The sequence below is a fragment of the Bradyrhizobium sp. NBAIM14 genome, assembly GCF_020193895.1.
Lineage (GTDB): Bacteria > Pseudomonadota > Alphaproteobacteria > Rhizobiales > Xanthobacteraceae > Bradyrhizobium > Bradyrhizobium yuanmingense.
Genome location: NZ_JADYVQ010000004.1, coordinates 40652 through 54358, shown reverse-complemented (window position 1 = coordinate 54358; position 13707 = coordinate 40652). Strand labels below are relative to the sequence as shown.

Here is a 13707-nt window from a genome sequence, read left to right as displayed (position 1 = left end):
CGCGGCCATGGCGCGCCGCGGTGGCAGGCTCCTGCTGGTTGCCGCGGTGCTGTTGCTCGCCACCTCCCTTGCGGCCGTGGAGGCCGCCCAGGTCGACACGATCCAGGACATCTTCCGGCACCTGCGCACCTGCTGGAGACCGCCGTCGCCGGCGAGGGCCCGCCCACTCGACATCACCGTCCTGGTGAGCTTTAACCGGGCCGGAAACATTCTGGGCCATCCGAGGATTACCTATGAATCCGCGGAGGCCTCTGACAACGACCGGCTGCAATACCGGATCGCGGTGATGGAGGCGTTGCAACGCTGCACGCCGGTGCCATTTACCGATGCAATGGCCGGCGCCGCCGCGGGACGTCCATTCGCGATCCAGTTCCGCAGCCGCAAGACGTCACCCGACAAGACTTCACCCCCAACGCAAGAGAGACGAGCATGAGCGTCACCGAAAACACCCTGATCCTCGAGACCACGCAGGGCCCCGTCACCATCGAGATGCGCCCCGACCTCGCGCCCGGCCATGTCGCGCGTATCAAGGAGCTGGTCCGTGAGGGCTTCTACGACGGCATCGTATTTCACCGCGTGATCGAGGGCTTCATGGCGCAGACCGGCTGCCCGCACGGCACCGGCACCGGCGGCTCCGGCAAGAAGCTGAGGGCCGAGTTCAACAAGGAGCCGCATGTGCGCGGCACCGCCTCGATGGCCCGCGCCGCCAATCCCGATTCCGGCGACAGCCAGTTCTTCATCTGCTTCGACGACGCCCGCTTCCTCGACAACCAGTACACGGTGTGGGGCAAGGTCACCGAGGGCATGGAGAACGTCGACAAGATCAAGCGCGGCGAGCCGGTGCAGAACCCCGACAAGATCGTCAAGGCGCGGATGGCCGCAGACAAGGAATAGTCACTCGATCCTCATCCTGAGGAGCGCGGAACGCGCGTCTCGAAGGATGAAGGCCCCACTGCTGCAACCCGGCCTTCATGGTTCGAGACGGCGCTAAGCGCCTCCTCACCATGAGGGTCTGGCTGTGTCGTGCCAAGCCTGCTCATGCGCACCGATCTCTTCGATTTCGATCTGCCGCCCGAGCGCATCGCGCTGCGCCCGGCGAGCCCGCGCGATTCCGCGAGGATGCTGGTCGTCGAGAATGGCGCGCTGCGCGATCAGATCATTTCCGACCTGCCGCAATGGCTGAGGCCGGGCGACCAACTCGTCGTCAACGACACCAAGGTGATTGCGGCGCAATTGAAGGGTCGCCGCATCGGCCGAGACACAGAGCCGAAGATCGAGGCGACACTGATCAAGCGTCTCGACGGCTCGCGCTGGCAGGCGCTGGTGAAGCCGGCCAAGAAGCTCGCCCCCGGCGACCGCATCCGCTTCGGCAACGAAGGCAAGGTCTGCCTGCTCGGCCATCTCGACGCCGAGGTCGAGGCCAAGGGCACCGAGGGCGAGGTGACGCTGTCGTTCTCGTTCCACGGCCCGGCGCTGGACCAGGCCATCGCCGATCTCGGCAGTCCGCCGCTGCCACCCTACATCGCCTCCAAGCGCACGCCAGACGATCAGGACCTCGCTGATTACCAGACCATGTTCGCGGCGAATGAAGGCGCAGTTGCAGCGCCGACCGCGGGGCTGCATTTCACGCCCGCGCTGGAGCAGGCGCTGCGCGACCGCGGCGTCGGCCTCAACCGCGTGACGCTGCATGTCGGGGCAGGGACGTTCCTGCCGGTGAAGGTCGACGACACCGAAGCCCACAAGATGCACGCCGAGTGGGGCACGATCTCGGCCGCAACGGCGGAGCGGCTCAACGCCGCGCGGAAGACCGGCGGCCGTATCGTTGCCGTCGGCACAACGTCATTGCGGCTGCTCGAAAGCGCAGCGCGCGAGGACGGCACGATCCAGCCATTCGCCGCCGAGACGTCGATCTTCATCACGCCCGGCTATCGCTTCCGCGCAGTCGATATTCTGATGACGAATTTCCATTTGCCGAAGTCGACGCTGTTCATGCTGGTGTCGGCCTTCTCCGGGCTCGCGACGATGAAGCAGGCCTATGCGCACGCGATCGCGAGCGGATACCGGTTCTATTCGTATGGCGATGCGTGTTTGCTGTTTCGAGCGGTCCCGTAGGGTGGATTAGCCGTCAGGCGTAATCCACCGCTTCTGTTTCCGCGGATATGAAAGAGGTGGGTTACGCCCAGCGGCCGCGCTTCGCGCATCCGCTAGGCTAACCCACCCTACGCACCTCCCGTTACGCCATCACCTTCTGCGGCAACAGCTCGGCGATCTGCACGGCGTTCAGCGCCGCGCCCTTGAGCAGCTGATCGGCTGCCACGAACATCGAGATCGAATGGCCTGAGGGGTCGCTGAGATCCTTGCGGATGCGGCCGACCAGAACGTCGTCCTGGCCCGAGGCGTCGATCGGCATCGGGAAGTAGTTCTTGGCGCGGTCGTCGACCACCTTGACGCCGGGCGCGCGCGCCATGATGGCACGGACCTGGTCCTCGCTGATCGGCTTCTCGCATTCGAAGGTGATGGCTTCGCAATGGGCGCGCAGCACCGGCACGCGCACGCAGGTGACGCCGACGGCGATGCTGTCGTCCTCGAAGATCTTGCGGGTCTCCTTGATGACCTTGGTCTCTTCGTCGTTGTAGCCGGTCTCGGGGTCGATGGCGGTGTTGTGGTTGAACAGGTTGAAGGCGTAGGGGTGTGGCATCACCTTCGGCGTATAGACCTGCCCGTTGAGGTTGGCGCGGGTGGATTCGACGAGCTCCTCCATCGCGGCGGCGCCGGCGCCGCTGGCCGCCTGATAGGTCGAGATGATCACGCGCTTGATGCGGTTCTGCTGGTGGATCGGCCACAGCGGCACCAGCGCGGTGATCGCGGCGCAGTTCGGGTTGGCGATGATGCCCTTGTGGTCGCGGATGCGGCTCGCGTTGATCTCGGGGATCACCAGCGGCACGTTTGGGTCCATGCGGAAGGCCGAGGAATTGTCGACCACGACGGCGCCGGCCTTCACCGCGATCGGTGCATACTTCCTGGAGATGCTGCCGCCGGCGGAGAACAGCGCGATGTCGACGCCGTCGAAGGAGCGCTCGGTCAACTCCTCGATGGCCACGCTCTGCCCGCGGAACGACACCGTCTTGCCGGCCGAGCGGGCGCTCGCCAGTGCCTTGAGCTTGCCGACGCGAAAGCCGTGCTTGTCCATGGTGGCGATGAATTCGGCGCCCACCGCACCGGTGACGCCGACAATCGCGACGACGGGATCGTTACTCACTTTGTCCTCCGTTGCATTGAGAATTTAGACAACAAAAAAGCCCCGGACCATCGAGGGCGGGGCTTGCCGTAGAGCTGATGCGTTTAAGTCGACGACCTACGCGCGCACGCCTCCCCGGGCCCCTTCGGCCGTGGTGGTTTTGGTCGTGCGTTTGGTGGTCGTGAACATGGCGGCGACTTATGCGGGAGAGTCTTGCGGCCGTCAATGGCTTTTCGGCCCGGCCGACGCCGGGGGCAGCCTGCCGCTATTTGGCACCCGCTATTTCCCCTTGGCGCCAGGCGGCTCCAGGGTGACCTCCTTGAGGTCGTCGCCGCTGACGACGACGATCGAGAAGTTCAGCCGGCCGCGCTCGCGGACCAGCCCGCCGCTGATGGCCTTGCCTGCGGCGGCGCGCTCGGCGACGCGTACGGCATCGGAGAGGCGGTGCCTGATCGCACCCAGCGCTGCGAGGTTGCTGCGGTCCTCGCGGTCGAGCTCGGTGAGGGGTAGGGCGGCTTCCCCGCCGACCAGTTCGCCGGTCGAAGCATTGATGGTGTGGCGCCAGATCCGGTCGTTGTGCAGGGTCTTCACGCGGTAGACCGGCACGCCCGAGCCGCCATCGAAGCTCACATCGGCGGTGGTGGCGCCGGCATGGCGGGCTTCGGCAATCGCCATGGCCTGGCTGATCGTGATCGAGGAGCTGCGGAACCGCTCTATTTCGCGGCTGACTGCCTGGCGGTCCGCTTCGGCATCACCATCTGTGTCGCTGTGAAGCGCGGTCGGCGTGCTCGCGGTCACGATGGCCTGTGCCGGTGCGGCGATGAGCAGCGCGGGCAATGCGATCGCAAGCAGGTGCGAGGTCCATCGTTGGGCAGTCGTCATGCTCGAAACCCTCGGCCAGCGAGTGTGCCGGATGATCGTAAAGAATTCGCGGCCGGCCTTGGGCATCGGCCGGCCGCGGAGCGCCGCGGCAGGCTGTACCCGCCGCGGCGATCGAAGCGGGTCCGGACCTCTTTGGGGCTGGTGAAAAAAGCGGCCCGAACCGACTTTAATGAAACCATACCGTATCGTTTTATTTCGGTCAATGACGCCGCATCGTCGCCCCCTGGGGAAAGCACGCAAGCTCACGGAATTGTCAGCGGGAGGAGCGGCGCCGTGGCGCGAGTTTCGAGGTGTCCTGGACGCGGTCGGCAGGTCCCAGCGCGCCGGCCAGGAACAGCTTGATCGCCGCGCGCATGCGCTTCTCGGCAGCCTTCAGCTCCAGCGCCGTTCCGAACGTCGCCATACGATGGGTGTGGCCGACGACGACGTCGAGGAACACCTCGGCTGCGATGGTGGTGTCGTCGACATCGAGCGCGCCTTGCGCCACCAGATGGTCGAAGAAGCGCGCCGTGGTGGCGACGGCCTTCAGCCAGCCTTCCTCCTTGCCGAGCTTGGCGACGTCGGGGAAGTTGATGGCCTGTGCCGTCATCATGCGGCTAAAGGCGACGGCATCCGGGCCGCAGGTGAAGGTCAGCATCTCGCGTCCGATCTCGACCAGCCGCTGCTCGACCGGGATGTTCGAGGCGCTGGAGAGCTGCGTCTCCGCCGCCGCCGACAGCGGCGCAAGCCAGCGCTCGATCTCGCGCCTCAGCACGGCCGCGAACAGACCGCGCTTGTCGCCATAGCGGGAATAGACGGTGGGCTTGCTGACCCGCGCAGCTTCCGCGACCGCATCGAGCGAGGTCGCATCAAAGCCGCGATCAAGGAACAGGCGGGTGGCGACCTCGATCAGCCGCAGATCGCGCTCGATCGCAGCGGTCTTCGTCGGCCGGCCACCACGCGATTTCGGCACCTCGCGCCGTGGCGCTGCCGGTCTTGTCCTGGTCGCAGTCAATCCCATGCCCAATGATTCCTGCGCGGTCGTGATATCGGTCATTCGCTCTATATCGCGCAGGAGCGGAGGCGTCATCGCGAATCTGGCCGAATTGGCCATATCGTCAACGGTTTCGGTATTGCCTCGTTCCGTCACGAGGGATCACGGCAGCGTCGAGGTCCAGGCCTGGCCGGATGCAGCCTTCTCGTATCCGTACTGGTAGAGCGCCCGCATATAGGTTGTGTCGAACCCTTCCGACGGCGGCGCAGGATAGTCGCGCGCGATGTAGGAGAGATGGAAGCCCAGCCGGTTGCGCTTGGCGAAATCGTAGGTCGAGAAGATGATCGAGCGCGTCTGCGATTGGGTGATCGCCGACAGGCTGCGCGAGGCGACGTCGATGGTGCCGTTGGAGACGAGCTCGAAGTTGCGTTCGATCTTCTTGTTGACGAGGATGTAGATGTCCACCTTCGCATTGCCGGGCAGACGGCCACTCTGGAACAGCAGAGCTTCGGGCAAGGTCAGCACCGGCGCGGTCACGCCGCCATCGACATGCATCTCCTGAAACTTGCGGCCCCCGCCTTCGGCATCGATCATGATGGGCGGAAACACCAGGGGAATGCTGGCGGAGGCCGCCATCACGTCGCGAAACAGCTTGAGCGCCTCGGGCGTTCCGACCGCGGCAATCTTGCCCATGTCCCAGATCGCGGTGCGCTGCGTGTCGAGGTCGGTCGTCACCACGAGCAGCCTGCGGCCCTTGGCGTGCTCGCGCGCGACCTGTGCCATGATCTCGGGCCCGACATAGCGTGCGACGAGCTCGCGCAGCCTGGTGTTGCCAAACAGGCCGGATCCGAACAGCACGCGCATGATGCTGGGATCGTTCAGGAGGCTCTCCGCGATGCCGCTGGTGTAGACCTCCTTCAGCGTGTCGTCATATTGCGGTCCGAGAAACGCGAACGGCGCGATCAGGCCGCCGGTGCTGACGCCCGAGACGACCGAGAAGGTGGGGCGGGTTCGGGCCGCGGTCCAGCCGTTGAGCACGCCGACGCCATAGGCGCCGTCAGCGCCGCCGCCGGACAGCGCCAGATAGGTTCTCGTCGCAGTGCTGTTGTCTTTATCGAAGCTGAACTTGGTGACCGGCTCGTCGGCGTAGCGCCGGAGGCCGTCGATATCCAGCACGCGCGAGGCGCTGGCTTCAGCGGCCGTGTAGGGCGTGCGGGGCAGGGCGGTGCAGGCGCCGAGCGCCAGGCTGCAGATCAGGACCACCGATCCGATCAGGCCCACGCCAGTCTGCCTGATCCGGTCACGCGAGGAGACGGATGCGTCGGTCGAACACGAAGGGTACGGCATTGTCGGTGGCTGGCGATCACGCATCTACCGCCGCCGGCAAGTTCGCCGCGGCATCTCGTTCCAGCCCCCAGACAAAAACTACACTGTATCGTTTCGTTTGACAAGGGTGCGGGCACACGATCCTTGTGTGGGTCGTTGTCCAGTCTGATGCACAAACCGGCCCGAGCGCGGTCGGCGGGTTGATCAGCCTGCTCCGACACGCAATAAGCACCGCCATGAATCCCGACAATGACCTTCCCAATCACTTTGAGTTGCTCGCCACCGACGGGGCGGCGCGCACCGGGCGCCTGACCACCCCGCATGGCGTGGTGCGGACCCCGGCCTTCATGCCGGTCGGCACCGCCGGTGCCATGAAGGGCATGCACTGGCGCGAGGTGCGCGATGCCGGCGCCGACATCGTGCTCGGCAACACCTACCATCTGATGCTGCGTCCAAGCGCCGAGCGGATCGCGGCGCTCGGCGGCCTGCAGACGTTCACAGGCTGGAACGGACCGATGTTGACCGATTCCGGCGGCTTCCAGGTGATGTCGCTGGCGGATTTGCGCAAAGTCAGCGAGCACGCCGTCACGTTCCGCTCGCACATCGACGGCGCCAAGGTCGAGCTGTCGCCGGAGCGGTCGATCGAGGTGCAGCGTTTGCTCGGCTCCGACATCGCCATGCAGATGGATGAATGCGTACGGTTGCCTGCCGAGCGCGCCGACATCGAGCGCGCGATGCAATTGTCGCTGCGCTGGGCGGAGAGAAGCAAGCGCGCCTTCGCGAGCGCCCCGGATGGCCACATGCTGTTCGGCATCGTGCAGGGCGGCGACGTGCCCGAGCTGCGCCATGCGAGCGCGCAAGGTCTGGTCGGGATCGGCTTCCATGGCTATGCGATCGGCGGGCTCGCCGTCGGCGAACCGCAGGCGGTCATGCTGGCGATGATCGACGAGACCGCGCCGCTGCTGCCGAAGCAGCGGCCACGCTATCTGATGGGCGTCGGCACGCCCGACGACATCCTCGAAGCGGTGAAGCGCGGCATCGACATGTTCGACTGCGTGATGCCGACCCGCAACGGCCGGCACGGCGTCGCCTTCACGCGCTACGGCCAGGTCAATTTGCGCAACGCGCGCCATGCCGACGATCCACGCCCGCTCGATGAAGAGAGCTCATGGCCGTCGACGCGGAACTGCGCGCGCGCCTATCTGCATCATCTCGTCAAGGCCGGCGAGACGCTGGGCGCGATGCTGCTGTCCGAGATCAATGTCGCGTACTACCAGTCCCTGATGCAGGGCATCAGGGACGCGATCGCGCAAGGAAATTTCGAGGAGTTCTATCAGCGTACGCGCGCGGACTGGGCGAGGGGCGATATCGCCCCGCGCTAGCTCAACAGTCCAAACTCAGTTGCACACGAGCCGCCGCTTCACGGCATGCTTGGTCACGAAGCCGTAGCCGCAATTGTCGCAAGTCCAGAGGTAGCTGATGATGTGGTCCGAGACGTAGGCAGATGCTTCAGCGGCGACCATGGAGTCGGCGCAGACGGGACAGGTCGGCAACTCGCTGCAACGCGGATCACGCCTTAGCGCTACGGTCGACATCACTTCAGCAACCGCTGACATCGTGGTGACCTCCCTGCTTTGAGACCTAAGTCTAACATAAGCAGAATCAGTTGACGAGGTCGCAACACAAATGCGTTGGTTTTCTGCTAATTAAAGCTCACGCGATTTTGCGATGCAGCGTATTTAACATGTGCTGCATAGCCGCTTGCGTGTCGCCGCAAGCTGTCCGTAACTGCGCAGGGCCGCGACAGACGTGCAGATCGTCGCCACAGGGAGTTCATCATGGACGTATCGTCCAACACGGGTGCAGCGCACCAACCCGGCCGTGGCCGGATCTATGACTCGATCGTCGATGCCTTCGGCAACACGCCCATCGTACGCTTGCGCCGGCTGCCCGGCATGCACGACGTGAACGCGACCATTTTGGCAAAACTAGAATATTTCAATCCTGCCGCGAGCGTGAAGGACCGCATCGGCGCGGCCATGATCATCGCGATGGAGAAGGCGGGCATCGTCAAGCCGGACACCGTGCTGATCGAGCCGACCTCCGGCAATACCGGCATTGCGCTCGCCTTCGTCGCGGCCTCCCGCGGCTACCGGCTCAAGCTGGTGATGCCGGAATCGATGTCGATCGAGCGACGCAAGATGCTGGCCTTTCTCGGCGCGGAGCTGGTGCTGACGCCGGCGGCGCAGGGCATGAAGGGCGCCATCGCGGCCGCCGAGGAGCTCTTGAAGACGACGCCGAATTCGGTGATGCCGCAGCAGTTCAAGAACCTCGCCAATCCGGAGGTGCACCGCCGCACCACCGCGGAGGAGATCTGGAACGACACCGGCGGCAGCATCGACTTCTTCGTGGCCGGCGTCGGCACCGGCGGCACGATCACCGGCGTCGGCCAGGTACTCAAGCCGCGCAAGCCGGGCTTGCGTGTGGTCGCGGTCGAGCCGGAGGAGAGCCCGGTGCTCTCGGGGGGACAGCATACTCCGCACAAGATCCAAGGCATTGGTGCCGGCTTCGTCCCTGACATCCTCGACCGCTCCGTGATCGATGAGATCGTGAAGATCAACTCGACCACGGCGATCGAGACCTCGCGCGCGCTGGCGCGGCATGAGGGCATTCCGGGCGGCATCTCCTCGGGCGCCGCGATCGCCGCCGCACTCGAGATCGGCAAGCGGCCGGAAGCTTCCGGAAAGACCATCCTGGCGATCGTGCCGTCCTTCTCCGAGCGGTATCTTTCGACGGCTCTGTTTGAGGGAATCTAGGACATGGCGGATCAACCGAGACGGCCGCGCACGCTGGGCGATGCCAGGACCGAGGCCGAGGCGGCGTTCAAGAAGGTGACGGCCAAGGTCGCCACGGCGCCGCCCAAGCAAAACGCCGTGCCCGGCATCAAGGAGCAGGTCACGCTGCGCATCGACCAGGACGTGCTGGAGTTCTTCCAGGAGGGCGGTCCTGGCTGGCAGGATCGCATCAACGAGGCGCTGCGCAAGGTGGCAGGGAAGTAGACTTCGCGGATGGGCTGTAGCTCCTCATCCTGAGGAGCTTGCGAAGCAAGCGTCTCGAAGGATGAAGGCCCCGCTGGTCGAGGCGCGCCTTCATGGTTCGAGACGGCGCTTCGCGCCTCCTCACCATGAGGATCACAAACGAAAAAGCCCGGCGCGAGCCGGGCTTCTGTCGTCTGGGATCCGTCTCGCTCTCAGCGGCGGAACATGCCGCCCATCATGCCGCCGACGACGCCACCGACGAAGGCCGCACCGGCAGCATCGCCGGGATTGCTGCGTGGCTGGGGAGCCGGTGCCGGCGCGCTGCTCTGAGCCGGGGCGGTGGCGGCGCGCCGAGCCGGCTTCTGGCTGCCGTCGCTCGCCGTTGCCGGGGCAGCCACGATTTCCGAGAGCAGGGCCTTGTGCTGGTTCTTGTTGAGATAACCCGACGAGGGATAGCCGCGCGCAGTCTGCCAGCGCTTGAGCACGGACCGCGTTTCGTCGTTGAAGACGCCGGTCTGGTTGGTGTCGAAGCCGAGCGCCGTGAGTCGACGCTGCACGTCGCGACGCTTGTTCTTGTCGAGACCGATTTGGTCCTCGGTCACTTGGGTAGCCTCATCCGTGAAGGTGGCGGGATCGACGCCGGCATTGAGCGTGCGGGTCGCGGTCGAGGGGCCGCTCTTGATCGCCGCTAGCCGCGCCAGCGCCAGCGCCTTGAACTGGCCGTTCGGGTAAGCGGTGAGGTAGGCATTGAGCTCCTCGGCCTTGTTGGACTCCTTAACCGAGCGCCAGTATTCGAGCTCGACACCGTCCGAGCTTCCGGTCGCCGCCGGCACAATGCCGGTCGCGGTCGGGGCCGCAGCGGCGACCTGGGTGGTCGGCGCCTGATTGAGATAGACGGAGCCGGTCAGGTTGGTGTGGCCCCAGGGCAGCTGGCCCTTGCGGGTCTCTTCATTGACCTGAGCGCGCACCGACGTCATGGCCTGCTGGATCTCGACGCCGGGCTTGGTGATGTTGTCAATCAACGCCCGCGTGAACGGGCTGTTGTTGCCTTCCTGGCCGTCGAGTGCGGTCTGGCCCGGGCCGGTGGCGAACGCGATCAGCGTGCCTTCGCCGGACTTCATCTCGGCGAGGCCGCTCTGGACGTTGACGCTGCGGGTCGCCGAATTCGACTTGATCTTCGCGGCGAACGGATTGTCCCGGCAGGCGTCGAGGAAGACGAGCTTGACCTTGGCATCGCCCATGGTCTGCTCGAGCGTCAGGTCGATGTTGATGGCGGCGCCCAGCTTGACGTCCATCTCCGACTTGATGTCGGCATCGACGGGCAGCAGGTAATTGGTGCCGCTGACGGCGATGCCGTGGCCGGCATAATAGAACAGCGCGATATCGGAGCCTTGCGCCTTGCGGCCGAAATCAAGCAGCTTCTCGGTCATCTGGTCGCGGCTGAGATTGGAGCCTTCGATCACCTCGAAGCCGACATTGCGCAGCGTGGCCGCCATCGCCTTGGCGTCGATCGGCGGGTTCGGCAATTGCGCGACGTTCTTGTAGGAGCCGTTGCCGACGACGAAGGCGACGCGGCGGTCAGCCTTGGCGGCACTGATCGACAGCGCCATGCACATCAGCGAAGCGAGGAGGGTGAGATAGCGCATTCTGAAATCCCCAGAATCGAATTGCAGGCAGCAACAAATCGGCCACGAACCTACACGAAGTGCCCGACTTCGCGCCACCAAAACGGCAGTCCGTTGCGTTCAACCCGCTGCTGTGTGGCCGAATGTGCACGATGGAGTGTCGCTCCAACGTGATCCAAATCACACGGCCACTTGGTTTTGTCGCGCGAGACGGCGCCAGGTTCACCTGGCCCGGGCGGGAACCGACGAAGCGGGCTTCAAATTGAGTAAATTGCCGAACAGGATCAGCGCGGCGCCGAGCACGGTCCAGGCGTCGAGCCGCTCGGAATACAACAGCCAACCGGCACTTGCAGTCAGTGGAACCCGCAGGAAGTCCATCGGAACCACGACCGTCGCGTCAGCGTAGCGCATCGCACTGGCCAGGCAATAATGTGAGAACGTGCCGCAGACGGCGATCACGCCGACCCAGCCCCAGACATAGAGCGACGGCCACGTCCAGACCAACAGCGTCGGAATGAAGCCCGCAACCGACTGCACCACCAGCATCCAGAACAGGATCGAGAGCGCACTCTCGGTGCGGGTCAGCGATTTGACCAGCGCCATCGCGACGCCAAATCCCATGGCGGCGCCAAGCGCGATGAGCTGCCCCGGATTGATCTCCCCGGTTGAGGGGCGGACAATGACGATAACGCCGACGAGGCCGAGCACGATGGCGGCGATCTTCCATGGCGTCATCCGCTCGGACAGGAAGCTCGCCGCGAGGACGGCCGTCCAGATCGGCATGGTGAACTCGATTGCCACCACCTGGCCGATCGGGATCAGTGTCAGTGCGAAGAACCAGCCGAGTTGGGCAACATAGTGCACCAAATTGCGGCCGACATGCTGCGGCAGGCGCGATGTCTTGAGTACCTTCCAGCCGCCGGCGCGGTAGATAATCGGTGAGAGCAAGACGAAGCCGGCGAGCGACCTCATTTCCATGATCTGAAAAACATTCAGCTCGCGCGTGGTCTCGCGCCCGGCCACTGCCATGATCAGCATCAGCGACAGCCAGCCGGCCATCCACAGTGCAGCCATCATTTTCGACGGTGTGGTGCTCATCTGCGGCGGATACGGAAAGGGATGGACCAAGGAGGGGCGGCCGGTATCGGCGACATTGCCGCCGTTTGCAACGGCCAAATCTGCGGATGCAGCGATGCCGGGCGGCATGCTAAGGCATCAGCGAACAACGACAAAGATCGGGAGACATTGCCCATGCGCATCTTGCAGCCGGCCGAGTGGAAAAAACCGCGCGGCTTTTCCCACGGCGTCGCGACCGAGGGGCCGGGCCGGTGGGTGGTACTCGCCGGCCAAACCGGGGGCGACGAGGCCGGCAGTTACGATCCGGACATGGCAGCCCAGGTCGCGACGGCGCTGAAGCGGATCGTCAAGCTGCTGGGCGAGGCCGGTGCCGGCCCCGAGCACATCGTCCGCCTGACCTGGTACCTGACCAGCCGCGCCGAGTACGAAGCGGCAGGTGCCGGCATTGGCGCGGCCTGGAAGGAAACGCTCGGCCGCAATTTTCCACCCTCGACGCTGCTCTATATCGGAGGCCTCGTGGACGAGCGTGCCAAGGTCGAGATCGAGGTCACGGCGTTTGTGCCCGGCCCATAAAAAAATCGATCCGGCGCGGGCGCCGGATCGATTGTCGCGTGAGCTAGCGTCTTATTTCGACATCGAGATGTGCGCGCCGCGGAACTGACTGTCCGCGCGCATCGTGACGTTCTGCTTGTTGCCGGACGTCTTGAGAGAGATGTTGGCGTTGAAGCCCGCGGTGGAGGCCACCAGCTCGTAGCTTCCGCCGCTGCCGCGGCCCTGGAGCGAACCGGAGATGTTGCGGCTGGTCTCGGACCAACTGCCTGCAATGGCGCCGCCTTCGGCCTTCACGTTGGCGCCGAGGTTGAATTTGTAGGCATCGCTGGCGCAGGTCAGCGACATCTCCATGGTCGGTCCGATCGGAGCGTATTTGGCCCGGCAGCGGATCCGCTCGGTCGAGCCGTCATCCAGCGTGACCGTGCCACCGCCGCTCCAGCTGCCCGCCAGCGGGGCGAACGGGCCGGACTGGGCACTGCTTTCGGTCGCGGCGATCCCAGCCCCAAACAAAACGGCGGCCGCGATCAGCAGCCGCCGGTTCCGGGCGCGAGCCTCAATTGGTTTATTGGCGCGATGCTTCCCACCGCCCGCTGCACGGTATGCCTGCAGATGCTCCATTCCACTTCCCCGATCCGGCGTTGCCGCTGAGTTGACCGTTGGCATATGCACCATTGATCGAAACTTTCACAAGTCCCCCGCTGCCGATGGTGCCGGAAACGTTAGCGCCGGGCGCGGTGATCTTGCCGCCGGCAACCGTCAGCATCGAGCTTGCGGTCGGCTCGCACGAACCGCTCTTGGTCACGATGGTGACTTGCCAATTGCCGTCATAGGGATTCTGGGCGAAGGCGGGGGCGGCGAGGGTGCCAGCGAGAACTGGGGCGGCACAGAACACCGCAATGCGACCAAAACGCATGAATTCGTCCTTGAATGTGTCTGAGTTGTTGACGCTTATTCGGACGAAATGTGACGGAAATTTGTTGCGATGCCAAAGCGAAA

16 protein-coding genes are annotated in these 13707 nt (G+C 64.9%); 7 read left to right on the top strand and 9 right to left on the bottom strand.

The window, feature by feature from the left end:
- Positions 1–7: 7 nt before the first annotated feature.
- From I6F28_RS12010 to queA, 3 genes are all read left to right on the top strand, one after another.
- The gene (locus I6F28_RS12010) at positions 8–433 is read left to right on the top strand and encodes a UCP034077 family protein (RefSeq protein WP_225112461.1); all 426 of its coding nucleotides are present in this window, start codon (positions 8–10) and stop codon (positions 431–433) included.
- On the top strand, positions 430–894 hold the full coding sequence (locus I6F28_RS12005) for a peptidylprolyl isomerase (RefSeq protein ID WP_225112460.1): 465 nt from the start codon (positions 430–432) through the stop codon (positions 892–894). The genes I6F28_RS12010 and I6F28_RS12005 overlap by 4 nt, the downstream gene beginning before the upstream one ends.
- A gap of 144 nt (positions 895–1038) precedes the next feature.
- A complete protein-coding gene (gene queA / locus I6F28_RS12000; RefSeq protein ID WP_225139973.1) occupies positions 1039–2112 on the top strand; it encodes a tRNA preQ1(34) S-adenosylmethionine ribosyltransferase-isomerase QueA in 1074 nt (357 codons plus the stop codon).
- A 121-nt stretch (positions 2113–2233) separates the two neighbouring features.
- On the opposite strand, the gene I6F28_RS11995 is transcribed toward queA, so the two are convergent.
- The 4 genes from I6F28_RS11995 to I6F28_RS11980 all read right to left on the bottom strand — a co-directional run bounded on the left by I6F28_RS11995 (position 2234) and on the right by I6F28_RS11980 (position 6464).
- A complete protein-coding gene (locus I6F28_RS11995; RefSeq protein ID WP_225139972.1) occupies positions 2234–3259 on the bottom strand; it encodes an aspartate-semialdehyde dehydrogenase in 1026 nt (341 codons plus the stop codon).
- Between the two features lie 258 nt (positions 3260–3517).
- Entirely contained in the window at positions 3518–4120 is a 603-nt protein-coding gene (locus I6F28_RS11990) for a PepSY domain-containing protein (protein ID WP_036012631.1), read from the bottom strand.
- A gap of 253 nt (positions 4121–4373) precedes the next feature.
- A complete protein-coding gene (locus I6F28_RS11985) occupies positions 4374–5120 on the bottom strand; it encodes a TetR/AcrR family transcriptional regulator (protein WP_036012628.1) in 747 nt (248 codons plus the stop codon).
- Positions 5121–5255: 135 nt separating this feature from the next.
- Entirely contained in the window at positions 5256–6464 is a 1209-nt protein-coding gene (locus I6F28_RS11980; RefSeq protein WP_051057135.1) for a patatin-like phospholipase family protein, read from the bottom strand.
- A 191-nt stretch (positions 6465–6655) separates the two neighbouring features.
- Here I6F28_RS11980 and tgt point away from each other — a divergent pair, with 191 nt between their 5' ends.
- On the top strand, positions 6656–7801 hold the full coding sequence (tgt, locus tag I6F28_RS11975) for a tRNA guanosine(34) transglycosylase Tgt (protein ID WP_225139971.1): 1146 nt from the start codon (positions 6656–6658) through the stop codon (positions 7799–7801).
- A 15-nt stretch (positions 7802–7816) separates the two neighbouring features.
- On the opposite strand, the gene I6F28_RS11970 is transcribed toward tgt, so the two are convergent.
- Positions 7817–8035 carry a hypothetical protein gene (locus tag I6F28_RS11970; protein WP_036028144.1) on the bottom strand — a complete coding sequence of 73 codons (219 nt, stop codon included), beginning with the start codon at positions 8033–8035 and terminating at the stop codon, positions 7817–7819.
- Between the two features lie 222 nt (positions 8036–8257).
- On the opposite strand from I6F28_RS11970, the gene cysK reads away from it, so the two are divergent.
- Both cysK and I6F28_RS11960 read left to right on the top strand, forming a co-directional pair.
- Positions 8258–9235, top strand: a complete 978-nt coding sequence (cysK, locus tag I6F28_RS11965) for a cysteine synthase A (RefSeq protein ID WP_036012610.1) — start codon at positions 8258–8260, stop codon at positions 9233–9235.
- Positions 9236–9238: 3 nt separating this feature from the next.
- Positions 9239–9478, top strand: a complete 240-nt coding sequence (locus I6F28_RS11960) for a BrnA antitoxin family protein (RefSeq protein ID WP_036012607.1) — start codon at positions 9239–9241, stop codon at positions 9476–9478.
- Between the two features lie 191 nt (positions 9479–9669).
- On the opposite strand, the gene I6F28_RS11955 is transcribed toward I6F28_RS11960, so the two are convergent.
- Both I6F28_RS11955 and I6F28_RS11950 read right to left on the bottom strand, forming a co-directional pair.
- Positions 9670–11103, bottom strand: coding sequence for a caspase family protein (locus tag I6F28_RS11955; RefSeq protein ID WP_057029251.1), 1434 nt, complete (start codon positions 11101–11103; stop codon positions 9670–9672).
- A 201-nt stretch (positions 11104–11304) separates the two neighbouring features.
- Positions 11305–12180, bottom strand: coding sequence for a DMT family transporter (locus tag I6F28_RS11950; RefSeq protein WP_225140153.1), 876 nt, complete (start codon positions 12178–12180; stop codon positions 11305–11307).
- Between the two features lie 153 nt (positions 12181–12333).
- On the opposite strand from I6F28_RS11950, the gene I6F28_RS11945 reads away from it, so the two are divergent.
- A complete protein-coding gene (locus I6F28_RS11945) occupies positions 12334–12732 on the top strand; it encodes a RidA family protein (protein ID WP_225139970.1) in 399 nt (132 codons plus the stop codon).
- Positions 12733–12783: 51 nt separating this feature from the next.
- Here I6F28_RS11945 and I6F28_RS11940 read toward each other — a convergent pair whose 3' ends face one another.
- Entirely contained in the window at positions 12784–13329 is a 546-nt protein-coding gene (locus I6F28_RS11940) for a hypothetical protein (protein WP_036012583.1), read from the bottom strand.
- Positions 13274–13624 (bottom strand): hypothetical protein, encoded by a 351-nt coding sequence (locus I6F28_RS11935; RefSeq protein ID WP_036012597.1) that lies wholly within the window; start codon positions 13622–13624, stop codon positions 13274–13276. Before I6F28_RS11935 ends, I6F28_RS11940 begins: the two co-directional genes overlap by 56 nt.
- Positions 13625–13707 lie beyond the last annotated feature (83 nt).

Bases quoted from the DNA above. Each gene is read 5' to 3' on its own strand.
- I6F28_RS12010 (WP_225112461.1), top strand. From the start codon at position 8: ATGGCGCGCCGCGGTGGCAGGCTCCTGCTGGTTGCCGCGGTGCTGTTG.
- I6F28_RS12005 (WP_225112460.1), top strand. From the start codon at position 430: ATGAGCGTCACCGAAAACACCCTGATCCTCGAGACCACGCAGGGCCCC.
- queA (WP_225139973.1), top strand. From the start codon at position 1,039: ATGCGCACCGATCTCTTCGATTTCGATCTGCCGCCCGAGCGCATCGCG.
- I6F28_RS11990 (WP_036012631.1), bottom strand. From the start codon at position 4,120: ATGACGACTGCCCAACGATGGACCTCGCACCTGCTTGCGATCGCATTG.
- I6F28_RS11985 (WP_036012628.1), bottom strand. From the start codon at position 5,120: ATGGGATTGACTGCGACCAGGACAAGACCGGCAGCGCCACGGCGCGAG.
- I6F28_RS11980 (WP_051057135.1), bottom strand. From the start codon at position 6,464: ATGCGTGATCGCCAGCCACCGACAATGCCGTACCCTTCGTGTTCGACC.
- tgt (WP_225139971.1), top strand. From the start codon at position 6,656: ATGAATCCCGACAATGACCTTCCCAATCACTTTGAGTTGCTCGCCACC.
- I6F28_RS11970 (WP_036028144.1), bottom strand. From the start codon at position 8,035: ATGTCAGCGGTTGCTGAAGTGATGTCGACCGTAGCGCTAAGGCGTGAT.
- cysK (WP_036012610.1), top strand. From the start codon at position 8,258: ATGGACGTATCGTCCAACACGGGTGCAGCGCACCAACCCGGCCGTGGC.
- I6F28_RS11960 (WP_036012607.1), top strand. From the start codon at position 9,239: ATGGCGGATCAACCGAGACGGCCGCGCACGCTGGGCGATGCCAGGACC.
- I6F28_RS11955 (WP_057029251.1), bottom strand. From the start codon at position 11,103: ATGCGCTATCTCACCCTCCTCGCTTCGCTGATGTGCATGGCGCTGTCG.
- I6F28_RS11950 (WP_225140153.1), bottom strand. From the start codon at position 12,180: ATGAGCACCACACCGTCGAAAATGATGGCTGCACTGTGGATGGCCGGC.
- I6F28_RS11945 (WP_225139970.1), top strand. From the start codon at position 12,334: ATGCGCATCTTGCAGCCGGCCGAGTGGAAAAAACCGCGCGGCTTTTCC.
- I6F28_RS11940 (WP_036012583.1), bottom strand. From the start codon at position 13,329: ATGGAGCATCTGCAGGCATACCGTGCAGCGGGCGGTGGGAAGCATCGC.
- I6F28_RS11935 (WP_036012597.1), bottom strand. From the start codon at position 13,624: ATGCGTTTTGGTCGCATTGCGGTGTTCTGTGCCGCCCCAGTTCTCGCT.